The organism is Variovorax sp. OK605, from assembly GCF_900115445.1.
Taxonomy (GTDB): domain Bacteria; phylum Pseudomonadota; class Gammaproteobacteria; order Burkholderiales; family Burkholderiaceae_C; genus Variovorax.
Window position 1 is genome coordinate 1 of the sequence record NZ_FOWL01000020.1, and the last position, 14,995, is coordinate 14,995.

The window sequence follows — 14,995 nt, forward strand, 5'->3', positions numbered from 1 at the left end:
CGTCATGGCCTCGAACTCGGTGCCCTTTTGCAGGTTGTTGAGGTTCACCACGTACGCGTTGTGGTGCTTGCCGTAGTGGTACTCGAGGGTTTCCTGCGAGTACTCGGGTGCCAGCGCGTCGAGCGCGTAGGGCAGGGGTGGGAGCTTGTGTTCCATCGTGGTTTCCTTTTTAGGTTGAGAAAAACGGTTCAGAGTATTCAGCCGGCCGCCGCGGCATCGGCCTTGGGTTCGATCCGGTAGGCGCAACGCCGCGCGCCCGCCAGCACGTGCTCGACGCGGCTCACGCTCACGTCGGGCCCCAGCACTTCGTCGAAGAGCTGGAGTTCGCTGCGGCAGAAGCCCGAGCAGGCCTGCGCCGCGGTGCAGATCGGGCAGTGGTTCTCGATGAAGAGAAAACCGTCGCCCGCGCCCTGTTCGTCGGGCCGGAACTCGGCCATGTAGCCCTCGCGGCTGCGGATTGCCGCCAGCCGCTCCAGCCTTGTCCGGAGGCTGCGCGCGCCGCGCATGGCCTTGGTGTAGTTGGCGCGCATGACGGCCTCGCGCGCCGTGATGAGCTGGTCCATGCCCTTCTCGCCGAACACGCTGATGACGGCGCTGATCATCTGCACCGTCATCTCGGCGTGCGTGTCGGGAAAGCGCTTGTGGCCCTCCCCGGTGAGCCGCCAGATCTGCGTGGGCCGGCCGCGGCCGCTGGAGCGGCTCTCGGCGTCGACCAAGCCTTCGGTCTCCAGCTTGGCCATCTGCTGGCGCACGGCCTCCACCGTCACGCTCAGGATCTTGGCGATGTCGGGAATGCCGAGCGCGCCGCGCGTCTTGAGCGTGGACAGGATGCGGTCTGCCGGCTGGTGCGGCATCCAGGCGGGCTTGGCATCTGGTGCGGACATGGCGAGTTCGATCGTGGAGGAAAACGCTGCCATTGTCAGGTGGTTGGCGCTCCCTTTGCTTGCGGGGGTTGCCAGCCGCCTCCCAGCGCCTTGTACAGCGCGACCAGGCTGGTGAACGAGGCGGTCTCGGCCTCGGCCACGGCGTCCTGCGCGCGCAGCAGGGTGCGCTGCGCGTCGAGCACGCTCAGGTAGGGCGCGGCGCCTTCGCGGTAGCGCACTTCGGCCAGCTCCGCGGCGCGCCCGCTGCGTGCGGAGGCTTCCACCAGCCGCTGCAGGCGCAGCTGGTTCTGGCCGTAGCCGGTGAGCGCGCCTTCCACGTCCTCGACGGCGCGCAGCACCGTCTGCTCGTACAGCGCGCGGTCGCCCTCGGCGCGGGCTTCGGCGCCGCGCACGCGGGCCTTCACCGAGCCCAGCCGCAGGGCAGGCCAGCTCACGCCCGGCGTCACGCTGAAGGCCCGGCTCGACGAACTGCCCAGGTCGGCGCCGCGCAGCGCGACGAAGCCCAGGAAGCCGCCGATGTCGAAGCGCGGGTACAGCTCGGCCGTGGTCGCGCCCACGTCCGCCGTGCTGGCGGCCAGGCCGCGCTCGGCGCGCAGCACGTCGGGCCGGCGGCGCAGCAGCTCGCCCAGGTCGCCGATGGGCAGGCGCTTGTCGAGCACGCGCAGCTGGCGCGGCTGCAGCATCGGTTCCAGCTCGGCCGGGCGCAAGCCGGCCAGTACCGCGACGCGGTAGGCCGCCAGGCGGCGCGCGGTTTCCAGCGCGGGCAGCTGGCTCTCGGTGGTCGCGAGGTTGGCCTGGGCGCTGGCCAAGTCGCCCTCGAGCGCGCGGCCGGTGCGCACCTGGGCCTCGGTCACGCGCAGGCTGCCGCGCAGGCTGTCGAGCGTGCGGCGCGTGACGGCCATGCGCTGCTCGGCGCCGCGCATCTCGTAGTAGTTGCGCGCCAGCTCGGCCACGGCCACGATGCGCACCTGCGCCAGGTCGGCCGCGCTGGCCTCGGCGCGCGCGGTGGCGGCCTCGTCGAGCCGCTGCAGGCGGCCGAACAGGTCGATTTCCCACGAGGCGTCGAAGCCGGCGCGGCTGCTTTGCGAGAGCGAGCGCAGCGCGGGCTGCGCGCCGTTGTTGCCCTGCGCGATGCCGCGGGTCTTGCTCGCGCTGGCGGTGACGACGGGCAGCCGGTCGAGCTCGGCTTCCGTCTGCGTGGCGCGGGCCTCGAGCAGCCGCGCCCGCGCCATGCGGATGTCGTGGTTGCCGGCCAGCGCACGCTCGACCAGCGCGTCGAGCTGCGGGTCGTCGAGCTGGCGCCACCAGTCGCGCTGCACCGCGTCGTTGGCGAACAGCGCGCGTTCGGGCGCCGAGATGACGACGGGCGCGTCGGCCGGGGCGGTGTAGGTCGGCCCGACGGCGCAGCCGGCCAGCACGAGCACGCCGAGCGCGAAGGGCGCGAAGGGCGCGAAGGGCGCGGTGAAGGAAAGGAGTCTGTTCATGGTCATGCGCCTTCGGCCAGTGCATCGAGTTCGGTGGTGCGCTGCGAGCGGCCCGCAGGGCGGTGGTCGCGCGCCAGCAGCGTGTACATGGTGGGCAGCACGAACAGCGTGAACAGCGTGCCCACCAGCATGCCGACCACGATCACCAGGCCGATGCTGAAGCGGCTGTTGGCGCCCGCGCCGCTGGCGAACAGCAGCGGCACCAGGCCCATCACCATCGCGGCCGTGGTCATCAAAATCGGGCGCAGGCGGATGCGCGCGGCCTCCTCGATCGACGCGCGCCGGTCGAGGCCCTTGTGCATCTGGATCTCGTTGGCGAACTCCACCATCAAAATGCCGTGCTTGCTGATGAGCCCGATGAGCGTCACCAGCCCGATCTGCGTGTAGATGTTGATGGTGCCGAAGCCCAGCGCCAGCGGCACCAGCGCGCCGCAAATCGACATCGGCACGCTGATCAGAATGATCAGCGGGTCGCGCAGGCTCTCGTACTGCGCCGCCAGCACCAGGTAGATCACCACGATGGCGAACACGAAGGCCATCACCAGCGCCGAGCCTTCCTGCGTGAACTGCCGCGCGTCCGACTGCCAGTCGAAGCTGAAGCCCGCGGGCAGCTTCTTGGCCTCTTCGCTCAGGAACGCCACCGCGTCGCCCATGGTCACGCCCGGCATCGGAATGGCCTGGAAGGTGGCCGCGTTGAGCTGGTTGAACTGCGTGAGCTTGTTGGGGCCCACGCTGGTCGACAGCTGCACCAGGTTGGCCAGCGGCACCGGCTGGCCGCTGGCGCTCTTCACGAAGTAGCGCGACAGCGCCTCGGCCGTCAGGCGCTGCTCGCGCGGCGACTGCGGAATCACGTCGTACGAGCGGCCGTCCATGCCGAAGCGGTTGACGTAGTTCTCGCCCACCAGCACCGCCAGCGTGTCGCCGATGGCCTTCATGGTCACGCCCATGCTGTTGGCCTTGGCGCGGTCCACGCGTATCTCCACCGTGGGGTTGTTGAACTCCAGGTCGCTGTCGACCACGGCGAACTTGCCGCTGTCGCGCGCCGACTTCTTCAGCGTTTCCATCGCCTCGAACACGCTGCGGTGGTCGCCCGCGCTGCGGATCACCATCTGCACCGGCAGCCCGCCGGTGGAGCCCGGCAGCGAGGGCAGCTGGAACGCGAACACGCTGCTGCCTTCCACCTCGTTCATGCGGCCCTGCGTGTCGCCCTGGATCTGGTCGGCGTTGCGCTGGCGGTCCTTCCAGTCCGACAGCTGCACGCCGCCGATGCTGTTCGAAACGCCGTCGGAGCCGTTGATGAGCCAGCGGCCGGTGTTCTCGGGCAGCGCGGCGAACACCTCGTCCCACTTCTTGCCGAACTTCTCGACGTAGTCGATGTTGGCGTGCTGCGGCGACTTGATGGCCGTGAGCACCATGGCCTGGTCTTCACCGGGCGCCAGCTCGCGCTGCGCCGCGTTGTACAGAAAGGGCAGGCTCGCCAGCACCAGCGCGGCAAAGGCGCCCGTCACCCAGCGGTGGTGCAGCGACACGTCGAGCAGGCGGCCGTAGCCGGTCGACAGCCGGTGGAAGAACGACTCCGCGGCGCGCGACATGCGGCTGCCCGCGGTGTCCTGCGGCAGCAGGAACGAGCTCATCACCGGCGACAGCGTGAGCGCGATCACGCCCGACACCACCACCGCGCCGGCCAGCGTGAAGGCGAACTCCTTGAACAGCGACCCCGTGAGCCCGCCCATGAGCCCGATGGGCGCGTACACCGCGGCCAGCGTGAGCGTCATGGCGATCACCGGGCCGGCCACTTCGCGCGCGCCGATCAGCGCGGCCTGCACGCGCGACTTGCCTTCCTCGATGTGCCGGTGCACGTTCTCCACCACCACGATGGCGTCGTCCACCACCAGTCCGATGGCCAGCACCATCGCCAGCAGGGTCAGCAGGTTGATGCTGAAGCCGAACAGCAGCATCAGCGCGGCGGCGCCCAGCATCGACAGCGGAATGGTCACCACCGGAATCAGCACCGCGCGCACCGAGCCCAGGCAAAGAAAGATCACCAGCACCACGATGGCGATGGCTTCGAGCAGCGTCTGCTGCACCTCGTCGATGGAAGCCTCGATGAAGCGCGCCAGCTCGAAGGGCAGCTGCACCTCCACGCCCGGCGGCAGGTTCTGCTTGATGCCGGGCAGCAGGTCGCGGATGCGCTTCACGATCACCAGCGGGTTGCCGTTGGGCGCGGCCTGCAGGCCGAGGTAGATGGCGGGCACGCCGTCCATGGTGGCGCTGCTGTCGGCGCTGGCCGCGCCCAGCTCCACCGTGGCCACATCGCCCAGGCGCACGATGGCGTCACCGTCGCGTTTGACCACCATGTCGCGGAACTCGGCCACGTTCACCAGGTCGGTGTTCACGCGGATGTTCGACACCACGTACAGCCCCTTCACCTGTCCGGGCGCGGCCTGCACGTTGTTCTGGCGCAGCGCGTCGGCCAGCTCGCCGGCCGAGATGCCGCGCGCGGCCATGCGGTTGGGGTCGAGCCACACGCGCATCGCCAGCGTCTGCCCGCCCGACACCTCCACGCCCGACACGCCGGGAATGGAGGCGAACTGCGGCTGCGCCACGCGCGAGAGGTAGTCGGTGAGCGCGGGCATCGGCATCGTCTTGCTGGAGAAGCCGACGTACGCCACGGCCGTGGCCTCGCCCGACGACTTCAGGATGACGGGGTCGAAGGCCTCGGCCGGCAGCCGGTACTTCACCTGGCTGACCTGCGCCATCGCCTGCGTGAGCGCCTGGTTGGCGTCGGCGTTGAGCTTCATGCGCACGCTGATCACGCTGCGGCCCAAGGTGGACGAAGACGACAGGTAGTCGACGTTCTCGATGGTCGCCACAGCCTGAAAAAAAGGCTGCGTGACGAAGCCCTGCATCAGCTCCGGCGAGGCGCCGGGGTACTGGGTGGTGATGGTGAGCGTGGTGCTCTCGGTCAGCGGGTACTGGCGCACCGGCAGGTCGCCCAGCGCACGCGCGCCCAGCAGCAGGATGAGCGTGCTCACCACCAGCGCCAGCACGGGCCGGCGCACGAAGAGGTCGGTGAACTTCATGACTTCGGCTCCTGCAGGGCCAGCGTGTCCTTCTCTGCCGGCGCCACGGCCGCGCCGGTGTACAGGCGCAACTGGCCCGAGGTGACGACCTTGTCGCCGGCCGCCAGGCCCTTCTCGATGACGACCCAGCCGTCCTGCCGGTCGCCGGCCGTCACGAACACCTGCTGGGCCGTGAAGCCGTCGCCCTTCTCGGCGGTCCGCACGACGAAGACCGAGTCGCCGTGCGTGCTGTAGGTGATGGCCGTCTCGGGCACGGTGATGGCGCCGGCGCGCGCCGGCAGCGCCACCTTGCCGTTGACGAACATGCCCGGCGTGAGCGCGCCGTCGGCGTTGTCGATGGTGGCCTGCAGCCGCACGGTGCGCGTGTCGCTGCCGATCTGCGGCTCGATGGTGCTGAGCCTGGCCTGGAACACGCGGCCCGGATACGCATCGACCGAGAGCGCCACCGCCTGGTTGCGCTTGAGCGCGGGCAGGGCGGTCTCAGGCAGCGTGAGGTTGGCGAACAGCGTGCGGCTGTCGGTGAGCGACACCAGCGCGTCGCCGGCGCGCACGAACTGTCCGAGGTTGACGCGGCGGATGCCCAGCACGCCGTCGAACGGCGCCTTGATGCGCTTCTGCTCCAGCACCGCCTGGGCACGGCGCAGGTCGCCGCTGGCCTGGTCGAAGGCGGCCTGCGCCTGTTCGAGCTGTTCCTGCGTGGCGGCCTGCTGCGGCAGCAGGCGGCGCGTGCGCTCCAGCAATGCCCTGGCATTGGCGCGCTGGGCGGTCAGGCGCTCGAGGTCGCCCTGCTCGGGCGCGTCGTTGAGCTGCACCAGCAACTGGCCCGCGCGCACCTCGCCGCCGGGCGTGAAGAGGATCTTCGCGACGCGGCCTTCCACTTCGGCCGGCACCTCGACCTGCCGGTTGGCCTCCAGCGTGCCGATGCCGCTCAGGAAACGCGCCACCTCGGTCTTTCTGGCGGGCGCCACCGCCACCTTCGCGGGCGGCATGCCGCCGCCCTGCGCATGCGCCGGCCGGAGCTTCGCAACGAGCCCGTAGCCGGCTCCCCCCATCACCACCACCGCGAGGCCGGCGCCCAGCCAGGCCCTTGAACGTGTCTTCATGATCGGTCCGTTATTTATCAAAATAAGTACTTGGATTATTAAATGGCGCTGAAAGCGCTGTCGAGGACGACGCGGCAATGACCCCGATAGGGACGGGCTATCTGCCCGTTCACACGCGTCTTCTCCCTCAAGACGGGCGGCGCGGCGGCTTTGTGACAGCCGGCGCTTGGAAAAAGGCGCGCGTTTTTACGCTTTCTTTATGCGGCCCCGCCGACTCTGTTCCCTGTTTTTACGCACCGCTCCCGAGACTGAAGGCCTTGTGTTTCGCTCCAGGAGCAATTGAATGGACATCGTCTGGATGGGCGCCTTGCTGGCGCTGTGGGCCGTGGTGGGGGCCATGGTGGTCGGGCTGAACAGGCTCGACGCGCCGAACCCGCCGAGTTCTCTGAAATCAACCGGTGGAGCCTCATCGTGATCAGCCTCGAAGTTCTCTATGGCTTCGGCGCGCTGATCGCCGTGGTCCTGTTCGCCTACCTCGTGTTCGCGCTGATCTGCGCGGAGGAGTTCTGACATGACCGCCTCCGCCTGGGGCCTGCTGGCCCTTTTTCTCGCGGTGCTGGGCGTGCTCGCCTGGCCCGTGGGCAAGTTCCTTGCCGCGCTGTGCAACGAGCGCCTGCCGCGCTGGATGCAGCGCGTGGAAGCGCCGCTGTACAAGCTCGCGGGCGTGCAGCCCGCGCAGTCGATGCACTGGCTGCGCTACGCGTTCGCGCTGCTCGCCTTCAACGCCATCGGCGCGATCTTTCTTTATGCGCTGCAACGCCTGCAGGGCTGGCTGCCGCTGAACCCCGCGGGCATGACGGCCGTGTCGAGCGACTCGGCCTTCAACACCGCCGTGAGCTTCGTGTCGAACACCAACTGGCAGGGCTACGCCGGCGAGTCGACCATGAGCTATCTCACGCAGATGCTCGGGCTCACGGTGCAGAACTTCCTCTCGGCCGCGACCGGCATCGCGGTGGCGTTCGCGCTGGTGCGCGGCTTCGCGCGCCGCGGTGATGGTGGTGATGGTGGTGACGGCGGTCAGGGCAAAGGCCTCGTCGGCAACTTCTGGGCCGACATCACCCGCATCACGCTGTGGGTGCTGGTGCCGATCTCGTTCGTGATCGCGATGGTCTTCGCGGGCCAGGGCGTGATTCAGAACTTCGACGGCTACAAGACGGTGAACACGCTGGAGACCACGGCCTTCCAGCAGCCGAAGAACGGCCCCGACGGCCAGCCGCTGAAGGACGACAAGGGCCAGCCGGTGATGGAAGACGCCAGCACCGCCACGCAGACCCTGGCCATGGGCCCGGTGGCTTCGCAGGAGGCCATCAAGATGCTGGGCACCAACGGTGGCGGCTTCTTCAACGCCAACTCGGCGCACCCCTACGAGAACCCGACCGCGCTGGTGAACCTGCTGCAGATGATCGCGATCTTCCTGATCCCGGCCGCGCTGTGCTTCACCTTCGGCCGCGTGGTGGGCGACATGCGCCAGGGCTGGGCCGTGCTGGCCGCCATGACGGTGATGTTCGTCATTGCCGTGGTGGTCCTCACGCCCGCCGAGCAGGCCGGCAACCCGCTGCTCGCGCCGCTGGGCGTCGACCAGGTGGCCAGCGCGCTGCAGTCCGGCGGCAACATGGAAGGCAAGGAAGTGCGCTTCGGCATCGACGCCTCCGCGCTCTTCGCCGCCATCACCACGGCCGCCTCGTGCGGCGCCGTGAACACCATGCACGACTCGCTCACGCCGCTGGGCGGTATGGTGCCGATCGTGCTCATGCAGCTCGGCGAGGTGGTGTTCGGCGGCGTGGGCTCGGGCCTGTACGGCATGCTGATCTTCGCGATGCTGGCGGTGTTCATCGCCGGCCTCATGATCGGCCGCACGCCCGAGTACCTCGGCAAGAAGATCGAGGTGCGCGAGATGAAGCTGATTTCCATCGCCATCCTGGTCACGCCCATCCTGGTGCTGGCCGGCACCGCGGTGGCGGTGATCGCGGGCGCCGGCAAGGCCGGCATCGCCAACCCCGGCGCGCACGGCTTCTCCGAAATCCTCTACGCGCTGACCTCGGCCGCCAACAACAACGGCAGCGCCTTCGCGGGCCTGTCGGCCAACACGCCCTTCTACAACGGCCTGCTCGGGCTGGCCATGTGGCTCGGGCGCTTCGCGATGATCGTGCCGGTGCTGGCCATCGCCGGCTCGCTGGCCGCCAAGAAGCGCCTGCCCGTCACCGGCGGCACGCTGCCCACGCACGGCCCGCTGTTCGTCTCTTTGCTGATCGGCACCGTGCTGCTGGTCGGCTTGCTCAACTATGTGCCGGCGCTGGCCCTGGGCCCGATCGTCGAACACCTCGTGCTCTGGAAATGAGAAGGAGCGCACCATGACCTCTACAAAAACATCTCTCTCGCTGTTCGACGCAGCGCTGGTCAAGCCCGCCCTGTGGGGCGCCTTCGCCAAGCTGAACCCGCGCACCCAGTGGCGCAACCCGGTGATGTTCATCGTCTACATCGGGAGCATCCTCACCAGCCTGCTCTGGGTGCATGCGCTGAGCTTCCCGGGCGACACCGGCATGAAGCCCGGCTTCGTGCTGGCCATCACCGTGTGGCTGTGGTTCACCGTGCTGTTCGCCAACTTCGCCGAAGCGCTGGCCGAAGGCCGCAGCAAGGCGCAGGCGGCCTCGCTGCGCGGCCTGCGCAAGGACACCTGGGCCAAGAAGCTGGCCGGGCCGCACCACGGCGCGCGCTTCGCCGCCGGGCCGCCCCAAGGCGAAGCAGCCCCCTCGGGTGGCAGCGCAGCACACGCAGTGGCAAGCGTGGGGGCTCACAGCTGGTTGCCCGAGCAGGCACCCAACCTGCGCAAGGGCGACATCGTGCTGGTGGAAACCGGCGACGTCATTCCGCTCGACGGCGAAGTGATCGAAGGCGTGGCCTCGGTGGACGAAAGCGCCATCACCGGCGAATCGGCGCCCGTGGTGCGCGAATCGGGCGGCGACTTCTCGGCCGTGACCGGCGGCACCCGCGTGCTGTCCGACTGGCTGGTGGTGCGTGTGTCGGTGAACCCGGGCGAGTCCTTTCTCGACCGCATGATCGGCATGGTCGAGGCCGCCAAGCGCCAGAAGACGCCCAACGAGATCGCACTCACCATCCTGCTGGTGGCGCTCACGCTGGTGTTCCTCATGGTCACCGTCACGCTGCTGCCGTTCTCGGTGTTCAGCGTGGAGGCCGCCGGCGCGGGCACCGTGGTGTCGCTCACCGCGCTGGTCGCGCTGCTGGTGTGCCTGATCCCGACCACCATCGGCGGCCTGCTGTCGGCCGTGGGCGTGGCCGGCATGAGCCGCATGATGCAGGCCAACGTGATCGCCACCTCGGGCCGCGCGGTGGAAGCCGCCGGCGACGTCGACGTGCTGCTGCTCGACAAGACCGGCACCATCACCCACGGCAACCGCCAGGCCACCGCGTTCCTGCCCGCGCCGGGCGTGACCAAGGCCCGCCTGGCACGCGCCGCCATGTTCGCCTCGCTGGCCGACGAAACACCCGAAGGCCGCAGCATCGTCGAGCTGGCTCGCCGCGACGGGCTGGACACCACGCCTGTGGAAGGCGCGCGCTTCGTGCCCTTTACCGCGCAGACCCGCATGAGCGGCGTCGACCTGCCGGCCGCGCCGAACAGCCTGGACACCGACGACGTGCTGCTGCGCAAGGGCGCGGTGGACGCGTTGCGCCGCCACGTCGAGGCGCTCGGCGGCAGCATGGCACCCGAGGTGCTGCGCACGGCCGAGGAAACCGCGCGCCGTGGCAGCACGCCGCTGGCCGTGGCCGAAGGCAACCGCGTGCTGGGCGTGGTCGAGCTGAAGGACATCGTCAAGACCGACATCAAGGAGCGCTTTGCCGAGCTGCGCCGCATGGGCATCAAGACCGTGATGATCACCGGCGACAACAAGCTCACGGCCGCGGCCATTGCCGCCGAAGCCGGCGTGGACGACTTCCTGGCCGAGGCCACGCCGGAAGACAAGCTCGCGCTCATCCGCCAGTACCAGGCCGAGGGCCGGCTGGTGGCCATGACCGGCGACGGCACCAACGACGCCCCGGCGCTCGCGCAGGCCGACGTGGCCGTGGCCATGGGCAGCGGCACGCAGGCCGCGAAGGAGGCCGGCAACATGGTCGACCTCGACTCCAACCCGACCAAGCTGCTCGAGGTGGTGGAAACCGGCAAGGCGCTGCTGATGACGCGTGGCTCGCTCACCACCTTCTCGATCGCGAACGACGTGGCGAAGTACTTCGCGATCATTCCGGCGATCTTCGTGTCGACCTACCCGCAGCTGGGCGCGCTGAACGTGATGCGCCTGGCGAGCCCGTCGTCGGCCATCCTGAGCGCGGTGATCTTCAACGCGCTGGTCATCGTGTTCCTGATTCCGCTGGCCCTCAAGGGCGTGCGCTACCGGCCCGTGGGCGCCGCCGCGCTGCTGCGCCGCAACCTGGCCATCTACGGCCTGGGCGGCCTGCTGGTTCCCTTCATCGGCATCAAGCTGATCGACTGGCTGCTCGTTGCAGTCCACCTGGTCTGAGGAGTTCTTCACCATGAACAACAACGGCAACATCGTTCGCCCCGCGCTCGTGCTCTTCGTGCTGCTGAGCGCGCTCACCGGCCTCATTTATCCCATGGCCGTCACCGGCGCCGCCAAGGCGGTGTTCCCCGCGCAGGCGGACGGCAGCCTCGTCGTACGCGACGGCACCACCGTGGGCTCCAGGCTCATCGGCCAGAACTTCAGCGACCCCAAGCACTTCTGGGGCCGCCCGTCGGCCACCGCGCCGCAGCCCTACAACGCCAGCGCCTCGGGCGGCTCGAACCAGGGCCCGCTGAACCCCGCGCTGGCCGATGCGGTGAAGGCGCGCGTCGAGGCGCTGCGCGCGGCCGACCCGGGCAACACCGCGCCGGTGCCGGTCGACCTCGTCACCGCCTCGGCCAGCGGGCTCGACCCCGACATCAGCCCCGCCGCCGCGCAGTACCAGGCGGCGCGCGTGGCGCGCGTGCGCGGCATTCCGCTGGACCGCATCCACACGCTGATCACCGACAACACGCAGGGGCCCACCTGGGGCTTCCTGGGCGAGTCGCGCGTCAACGTGCTGGCGCTGAACATCGCGCTCGACGCCTTTGCGGGTTCCTTCAGTCCGAGTCCTTCGACCCCGCGTTGAGGAGAGAAAAACCATGGCCTATGCCGCCTACAGAGAACACCCCGGCGTGCCGCGAACGCACGCACCCATGACCACGCCGACCAGCGCGTTCCACGTGCTCGACGTCACCGTCTGCTGCGCCGACGCCTTGCGCGTGCGCCGCAGCATCGCCGGTTGCCCCGACGCGGGCGTGGTGCGCTGCGAGCCGCTGCTGCACGCCTGCTGCTCGCAGGAAAGCGACGCACCCTGCGTGCGCCTGATGATCCGCCTGCCGATCGCCAGCTACGCCGACGTGCTGCACCGCCTGATCGAGTGCGTGCCCTCCGGCGAGATCGGCCGGCTCGTGAGCTGGCGCGAGCACCTCGCGCGCTGCGGCCTGCGCCATGGCCACTGACCTGCTGCTGGCCTTGCTGGCCATGGCGGCGCTGTTCGTGCCGCTGGGCTTCGCCTGGTTCGTTCTCTCGCGCACCGCGCGGCGCCACGCCGGTCGCCGCGCCAGCCGAAAAAGCTGCCCGATGCGATAACCTGCGCCACCCATGCTCGACGACCGCCCCGACCCCGACGCCTTGATTGCGCAGCTGCGCAACGACGAGGCGCGCGCGCAGCGCGGCAAGCTGCGCATCTACTTCGGTGCCAGCGCCGGCGTGGGCAAGACCTGGGCCATGCTGAGCGCCGCGCAGCGCGAGCGCACGGCCGGGCGCGACGTGCTCATCGGCGTGGCCGAGACCCATGGCCGCAGCGAAACCGCCGCGCTGCTCGCGGGGCTCGACGCGCTGCCGCTGCGCGAGCTGCCCTACCGCGGTCGCACCCTGGCCGAGTTCGACCTCGACGCCGCGCTGGCCCGCAAGCCCGCCGTGCTGCTGGTCGACGAACTGGCCCACACCAACGCCCCCGGCTCGCGCCACGCCAAGCGCTGGCAGGACGTGCAGGAGCTGCTGGCCGCGGGCATCGAGGTGTGGTCGGCGCTCAACGTGCAGCACCTCGAAAGCCTCAACGGCACGGTCGGCGCCATCACCGGCGTGCGCGTGCACGAGACCGTGCCCGACACCGTGCTCGACGAGGCCGACGAGGTGGTGCTGGTCGACGTCACGCCCGACGAACTCACCGCGCGGCTGGCGGCCGGCAAGGTCTACCTGCCGCAACAGGCGGAGCGCGCGGCGCAGAACTTCTTTCGCAAGGGCAACCTGATCGCGCTGCGCGAGATCGCGTTGCGCCGCACGGCCGAGCATGTGGAGGACGACGTGCGCGGCTGGCGCGTGGAGCAATCGGGCGCGGGCGGCAGCAACGGGAAGGGCAAGGGCCAGGGCCTGCAGGCCTGGAACACCTCGGGCGCCATCCTCGCGTGCGTCGGCCCGCACGAAGGCGCGGCGCAGACGGTGCGCACCGCGGCGCGGCTCGCGGGCCAGCTCAGCGTGCGATGGCACGCGGCGTACGTCGAGACGCCCCGGCTGCAGCGCCTGGCCGCGGCGGAGCGCGACCGCATCCTGGCCGTGCTCAAGCTGGCCGAGGAACTGGGCGCGGCCACCGCCGTGCTCACCGGCGCCGACGTGGCCGAGCAGCTCGCCGAGCAGGCGCGCCGGCTCAACTGCGCGACGCTGGTGCTGGGGCGCTCCGAGCCGGCCGCCGGCTGGCGGCGCTGGTGGCGCTGGTGGCCCGGCGCGGCGCAGCCCCTGTCGGCCGCGCTCGCCAGGCACGCGCCCGCGCTCGACATCATGGAAGTCGCGCAGGCCGAGAGTTCGCGCCGCCTGTCCCGTGCGCCGCTGGAAGGCGCGCGCATCGACAGCGACGACCACGTGAAGGCCCCCACCCACTGGCCGGCCTACGCATGGGCGGGCGCCACCAGCATCGCGCTCACGCTGGTCTGCATGCCGCTGACCGGCGTGCTGGAGCTGTCGAACATCGTCATGCTGTTCCTGCTCGGCGTGGTGGGCGTGGCGATGCGCTTCGGGCGCGGGCCGTCGGCGCTGGCCGCGCTGCTCAACGTCGCGGCCTTCGACTACTTCTTCGTGCCGCCGCGCATGTCCTTCGCGGTGAGCGACGTGCAGTACGTGCTGACCTTCGCGATCATGCTCGGCGTCGGCCTGCTGGTGGGGCAGCTCACGGCGGGCCTGCGCTTCGCGGCCGGCGTGTCGACCAGCCGCGAGCGGCGCGCGCGTTCGCTGTTCGAGCTGACGCGCGAACTCTCCGCCGCGCTCGAAAGCTCGCAGGTGGTCGCGCTCGGCGGTGCCGCCGTGCGAGGCCATTTCGGTGGCGACGCGCTGGTGCTGGTGACCGACGCGGCCGACCAGCTCGTGCTGCCCGCCGACCCGCCCGAGGGCTTCGACCCCCAGGTGGCCGACTGGGCCTTCCGCCACGGCCAGAGCGCCGGCCTCGCCACCGCCACGCTGGCCGCGCAGACGTGGCACTACGTGCCGCTGCAGGCGCCGATGCGCGTGCGCGGCGTGCTGGCGCTGTCGCCCGCGCAGCCGCGCTGGCTGCTCATTCCGGAACAGGCGCAGCAGCTGGACACGCTGGCGCGGCAGATCGCCATTGCGCTGGAGCGGGTGCACTACGTGGAGGTGGCGCAGCAGGCCGTGGTCGAGATGGAGTCGGAGCGCCTGCGCAATGCCTTGCTCGGCGCCATTTCGCACGACGTGCGCACGCCGCTCACCGCGCTCATCGCGCTGGCCGAATCGCTGCAGACCCTGCCGCCCGAAGAACACGCCGAGGCTGCGCGCGCCATCGTCGCGCAGGCGCACGAGCTGCATGCGCTGGTGAACAACCTGCTGGACATGGCGCGGCTCGAAAGCGGCATCGCGGGCGGCGCGGTCAACCTGCGGCGCGACTGGCAGTCGGTGGAGGAGGTGGTCGGTTCGGCCATTCGCGCGGCGCGCACCTCGCTGGGCAGCATCGTCGTGCAGACCGCGCTCGCGCCCGAGCTGCCGCTGGTCGAGTTCGACGCCGTGCTGATCGAGCGCGTGCTGGTCAACCTGCTGGAGAACGCCACCAAGTACGGCGCGCCGCCCATCGTGGTCGGCGCGCGCGCCGAGCCCGGCACGCTGGTGCTCACCGTGCGCGACCACGGGCCCGGCCTGCCCGCCGCATTGCTGGGCCGCGAGCAGAAGCTGTTCGACAAGTTCACCCGCGGCGAGGCCGAGTCGGCCACGCCGGGCGTGGGCCTGGGCCTGGCGATCTGCAAGGCGGTGGTGAGCGCGCACGGCGGCGAGATCGCGGCGGGCAACGCGCGCGACGGCGGTGCAGAATTCACGGTCACCTTGCCCCGCCGCGAGCCGCCCGAACCGGCCGAAGCCCAACTCTGACCC

At 70.2% G+C, this 14,995-nt stretch carries 12 protein-coding genes and 1 pseudogene; 8 read left to right on the forward strand and 5 right to left on the reverse strand.

Annotated elements, in window-relative coordinates; genetic code table 11:
- From BM013_RS34195 to BM013_RS34215, 5 genes and pseudogenes are all read right to left on the reverse strand, one after another.
- A pseudogene (locus BM013_RS34195) lies at positions 1–156 on the reverse strand (superoxide dismutase [Fe]); the annotation flags it as partial.
- A 41-nt stretch (positions 157–197) separates the two neighbouring features.
- Positions 198–884, reverse strand: a complete 687-nt coding sequence (locus BM013_RS34200; protein ID WP_093133822.1) for a helix-turn-helix transcriptional regulator — start codon at positions 882–884, stop codon at positions 198–200.
- A 35-nt stretch (positions 885–919) separates the two neighbouring features.
- Positions 920–2,374, reverse strand: coding sequence for an efflux transporter outer membrane subunit (locus BM013_RS34205; RefSeq protein WP_093133519.1), 1,455 nt, complete (start codon positions 2,372–2,374; stop codon positions 920–922).
- Complete coding sequence (locus BM013_RS34210) at positions 2,371–5,451, reverse strand: MexW/MexI family multidrug efflux RND transporter permease subunit (RefSeq protein ID WP_093133522.1); 3,081 nt, start codon at positions 5,449–5,451, stop codon at positions 2,371–2,373. The genes BM013_RS34205 and BM013_RS34210 overlap by 4 nt, the downstream gene beginning before the upstream one ends.
- Positions 5,448–6,554, reverse strand: a complete 1,107-nt coding sequence (locus BM013_RS34215; protein ID WP_093133525.1) for an efflux RND transporter periplasmic adaptor subunit — start codon at positions 6,552–6,554, stop codon at positions 5,448–5,450. The genes BM013_RS34210 and BM013_RS34215 overlap by 4 nt, the downstream gene beginning before the upstream one ends.
- A gap of 283 nt (positions 6,555–6,837) precedes the next feature.
- Between BM013_RS34215 and BM013_RS42020 the strand changes: the two genes are divergently transcribed.
- The 8 genes from BM013_RS42020 to BM013_RS34245 are packed head-to-tail and all read left to right on the forward strand — an operon-like array spanning position 6,838 to position 14,992.
- Positions 6,838–6,969 carry a hypothetical protein gene (locus BM013_RS42020; RefSeq protein WP_256220139.1) on the forward strand — a complete coding sequence of 44 codons (132 nt, stop codon included), beginning with the start codon at positions 6,838–6,840 and terminating at the stop codon, positions 6,967–6,969.
- The gene (gene kdpF, locus BM013_RS34220) at positions 6,966–7,064 is read left to right on the forward strand and encodes a K(+)-transporting ATPase subunit F (protein WP_019657711.1); all 99 of its coding nucleotides are present in this window, start codon (positions 6,966–6,968) and stop codon (positions 7,062–7,064) included. The genes BM013_RS42020 and kdpF overlap by 4 nt, the downstream gene beginning before the upstream one ends.
- Before the next feature lies 1 nt (position 7,065).
- Entirely contained in the window at positions 7,066–8,892 is a 1,827-nt protein-coding gene (gene kdpA / locus BM013_RS34225) for a potassium-transporting ATPase subunit KdpA (protein WP_093133528.1), read from the forward strand.
- Positions 8,893–8,905: 13 nt separating this feature from the next.
- Positions 8,906–11,086, forward strand: a complete 2,181-nt coding sequence (kdpB, locus tag BM013_RS34230; protein WP_093133530.1) for a potassium-transporting ATPase subunit KdpB — start codon at positions 8,906–8,908, stop codon at positions 11,084–11,086.
- A 13-nt stretch (positions 11,087–11,099) separates the two neighbouring features.
- On the forward strand, positions 11,100–11,714 hold the full coding sequence (kdpC, locus tag BM013_RS34235) for a potassium-transporting ATPase subunit KdpC (protein ID WP_093133533.1): 615 nt from the start codon (positions 11,100–11,102) through the stop codon (positions 11,712–11,714).
- Positions 11,715–11,727: 13 nt separating this feature from the next.
- Positions 11,728–12,087: a hypothetical protein gene (locus tag BM013_RS34240; RefSeq protein WP_093133536.1), complete on the forward strand. Its 360-nt coding sequence runs from the start codon at positions 11,728–11,730 to the stop codon at positions 12,085–12,087.
- On the forward strand, positions 12,077–12,217 hold the full coding sequence (locus BM013_RS41475; protein ID WP_177225649.1) for a hypothetical protein: 141 nt from the start codon (positions 12,077–12,079) through the stop codon (positions 12,215–12,217). Before BM013_RS34240 ends, BM013_RS41475 begins: the two co-directional genes overlap by 11 nt.
- 12 nt (positions 12,218–12,229) lie before the next feature.
- Positions 12,230–14,992: a DUF4118 domain-containing protein gene (locus BM013_RS34245; RefSeq protein WP_093133538.1), complete on the forward strand. Its 2,763-nt coding sequence runs from the start codon at positions 12,230–12,232 to the stop codon at positions 14,990–14,992.
- Positions 14,993–14,995 lie beyond the last annotated feature (3 nt).

Coding starts and splice junctions, on each gene's coding strand:
- BM013_RS34245 (WP_093133538.1), top strand. CDS start 12,230: ATGCTCGACGACCGCCCCGACCCCGACGCCTTGATTGCGCAGCTGCGC.
- BM013_RS34205 (WP_093133519.1), bottom strand. CDS start 2,374: ATGACCATGAACAGACTCCTTTCCTTCACCGCGCCCTTCGCGCCCTTC.
- BM013_RS34215 (WP_093133525.1), bottom strand. CDS start 6,554: ATGAAGACACGTTCAAGGGCCTGGCTGGGCGCCGGCCTCGCGGTGGTG.
- BM013_RS42020 (WP_256220139.1), top strand. CDS start 6,838: ATGGACATCGTCTGGATGGGCGCCTTGCTGGCGCTGTGGGCCGTGGTG.
- BM013_RS41475 (WP_177225649.1), top strand. CDS start 12,077: ATGGCCACTGACCTGCTGCTGGCCTTGCTGGCCATGGCGGCGCTGTTC.
- BM013_RS34200 (WP_093133822.1), bottom strand. CDS start 884: ATGTCCGCACCAGATGCCAAGCCCGCCTGGATGCCGCACCAGCCGGCA.
- BM013_RS34210 (WP_093133522.1), bottom strand. CDS start 5,451: ATGAAGTTCACCGACCTCTTCGTGCGCCGGCCCGTGCTGGCGCTGGTG.
- BM013_RS34240 (WP_093133536.1), top strand. CDS start 11,728: ATGGCCTATGCCGCCTACAGAGAACACCCCGGCGTGCCGCGAACGCAC.
- kdpA (WP_093133528.1), top strand. CDS start 7,066: ATGACCGCCTCCGCCTGGGGCCTGCTGGCCCTTTTTCTCGCGGTGCTG.
- kdpC (WP_093133533.1), top strand. CDS start 11,100: ATGAACAACAACGGCAACATCGTTCGCCCCGCGCTCGTGCTCTTCGTG.
- kdpB (WP_093133530.1), top strand. CDS start 8,906: ATGACCTCTACAAAAACATCTCTCTCGCTGTTCGACGCAGCGCTGGTC.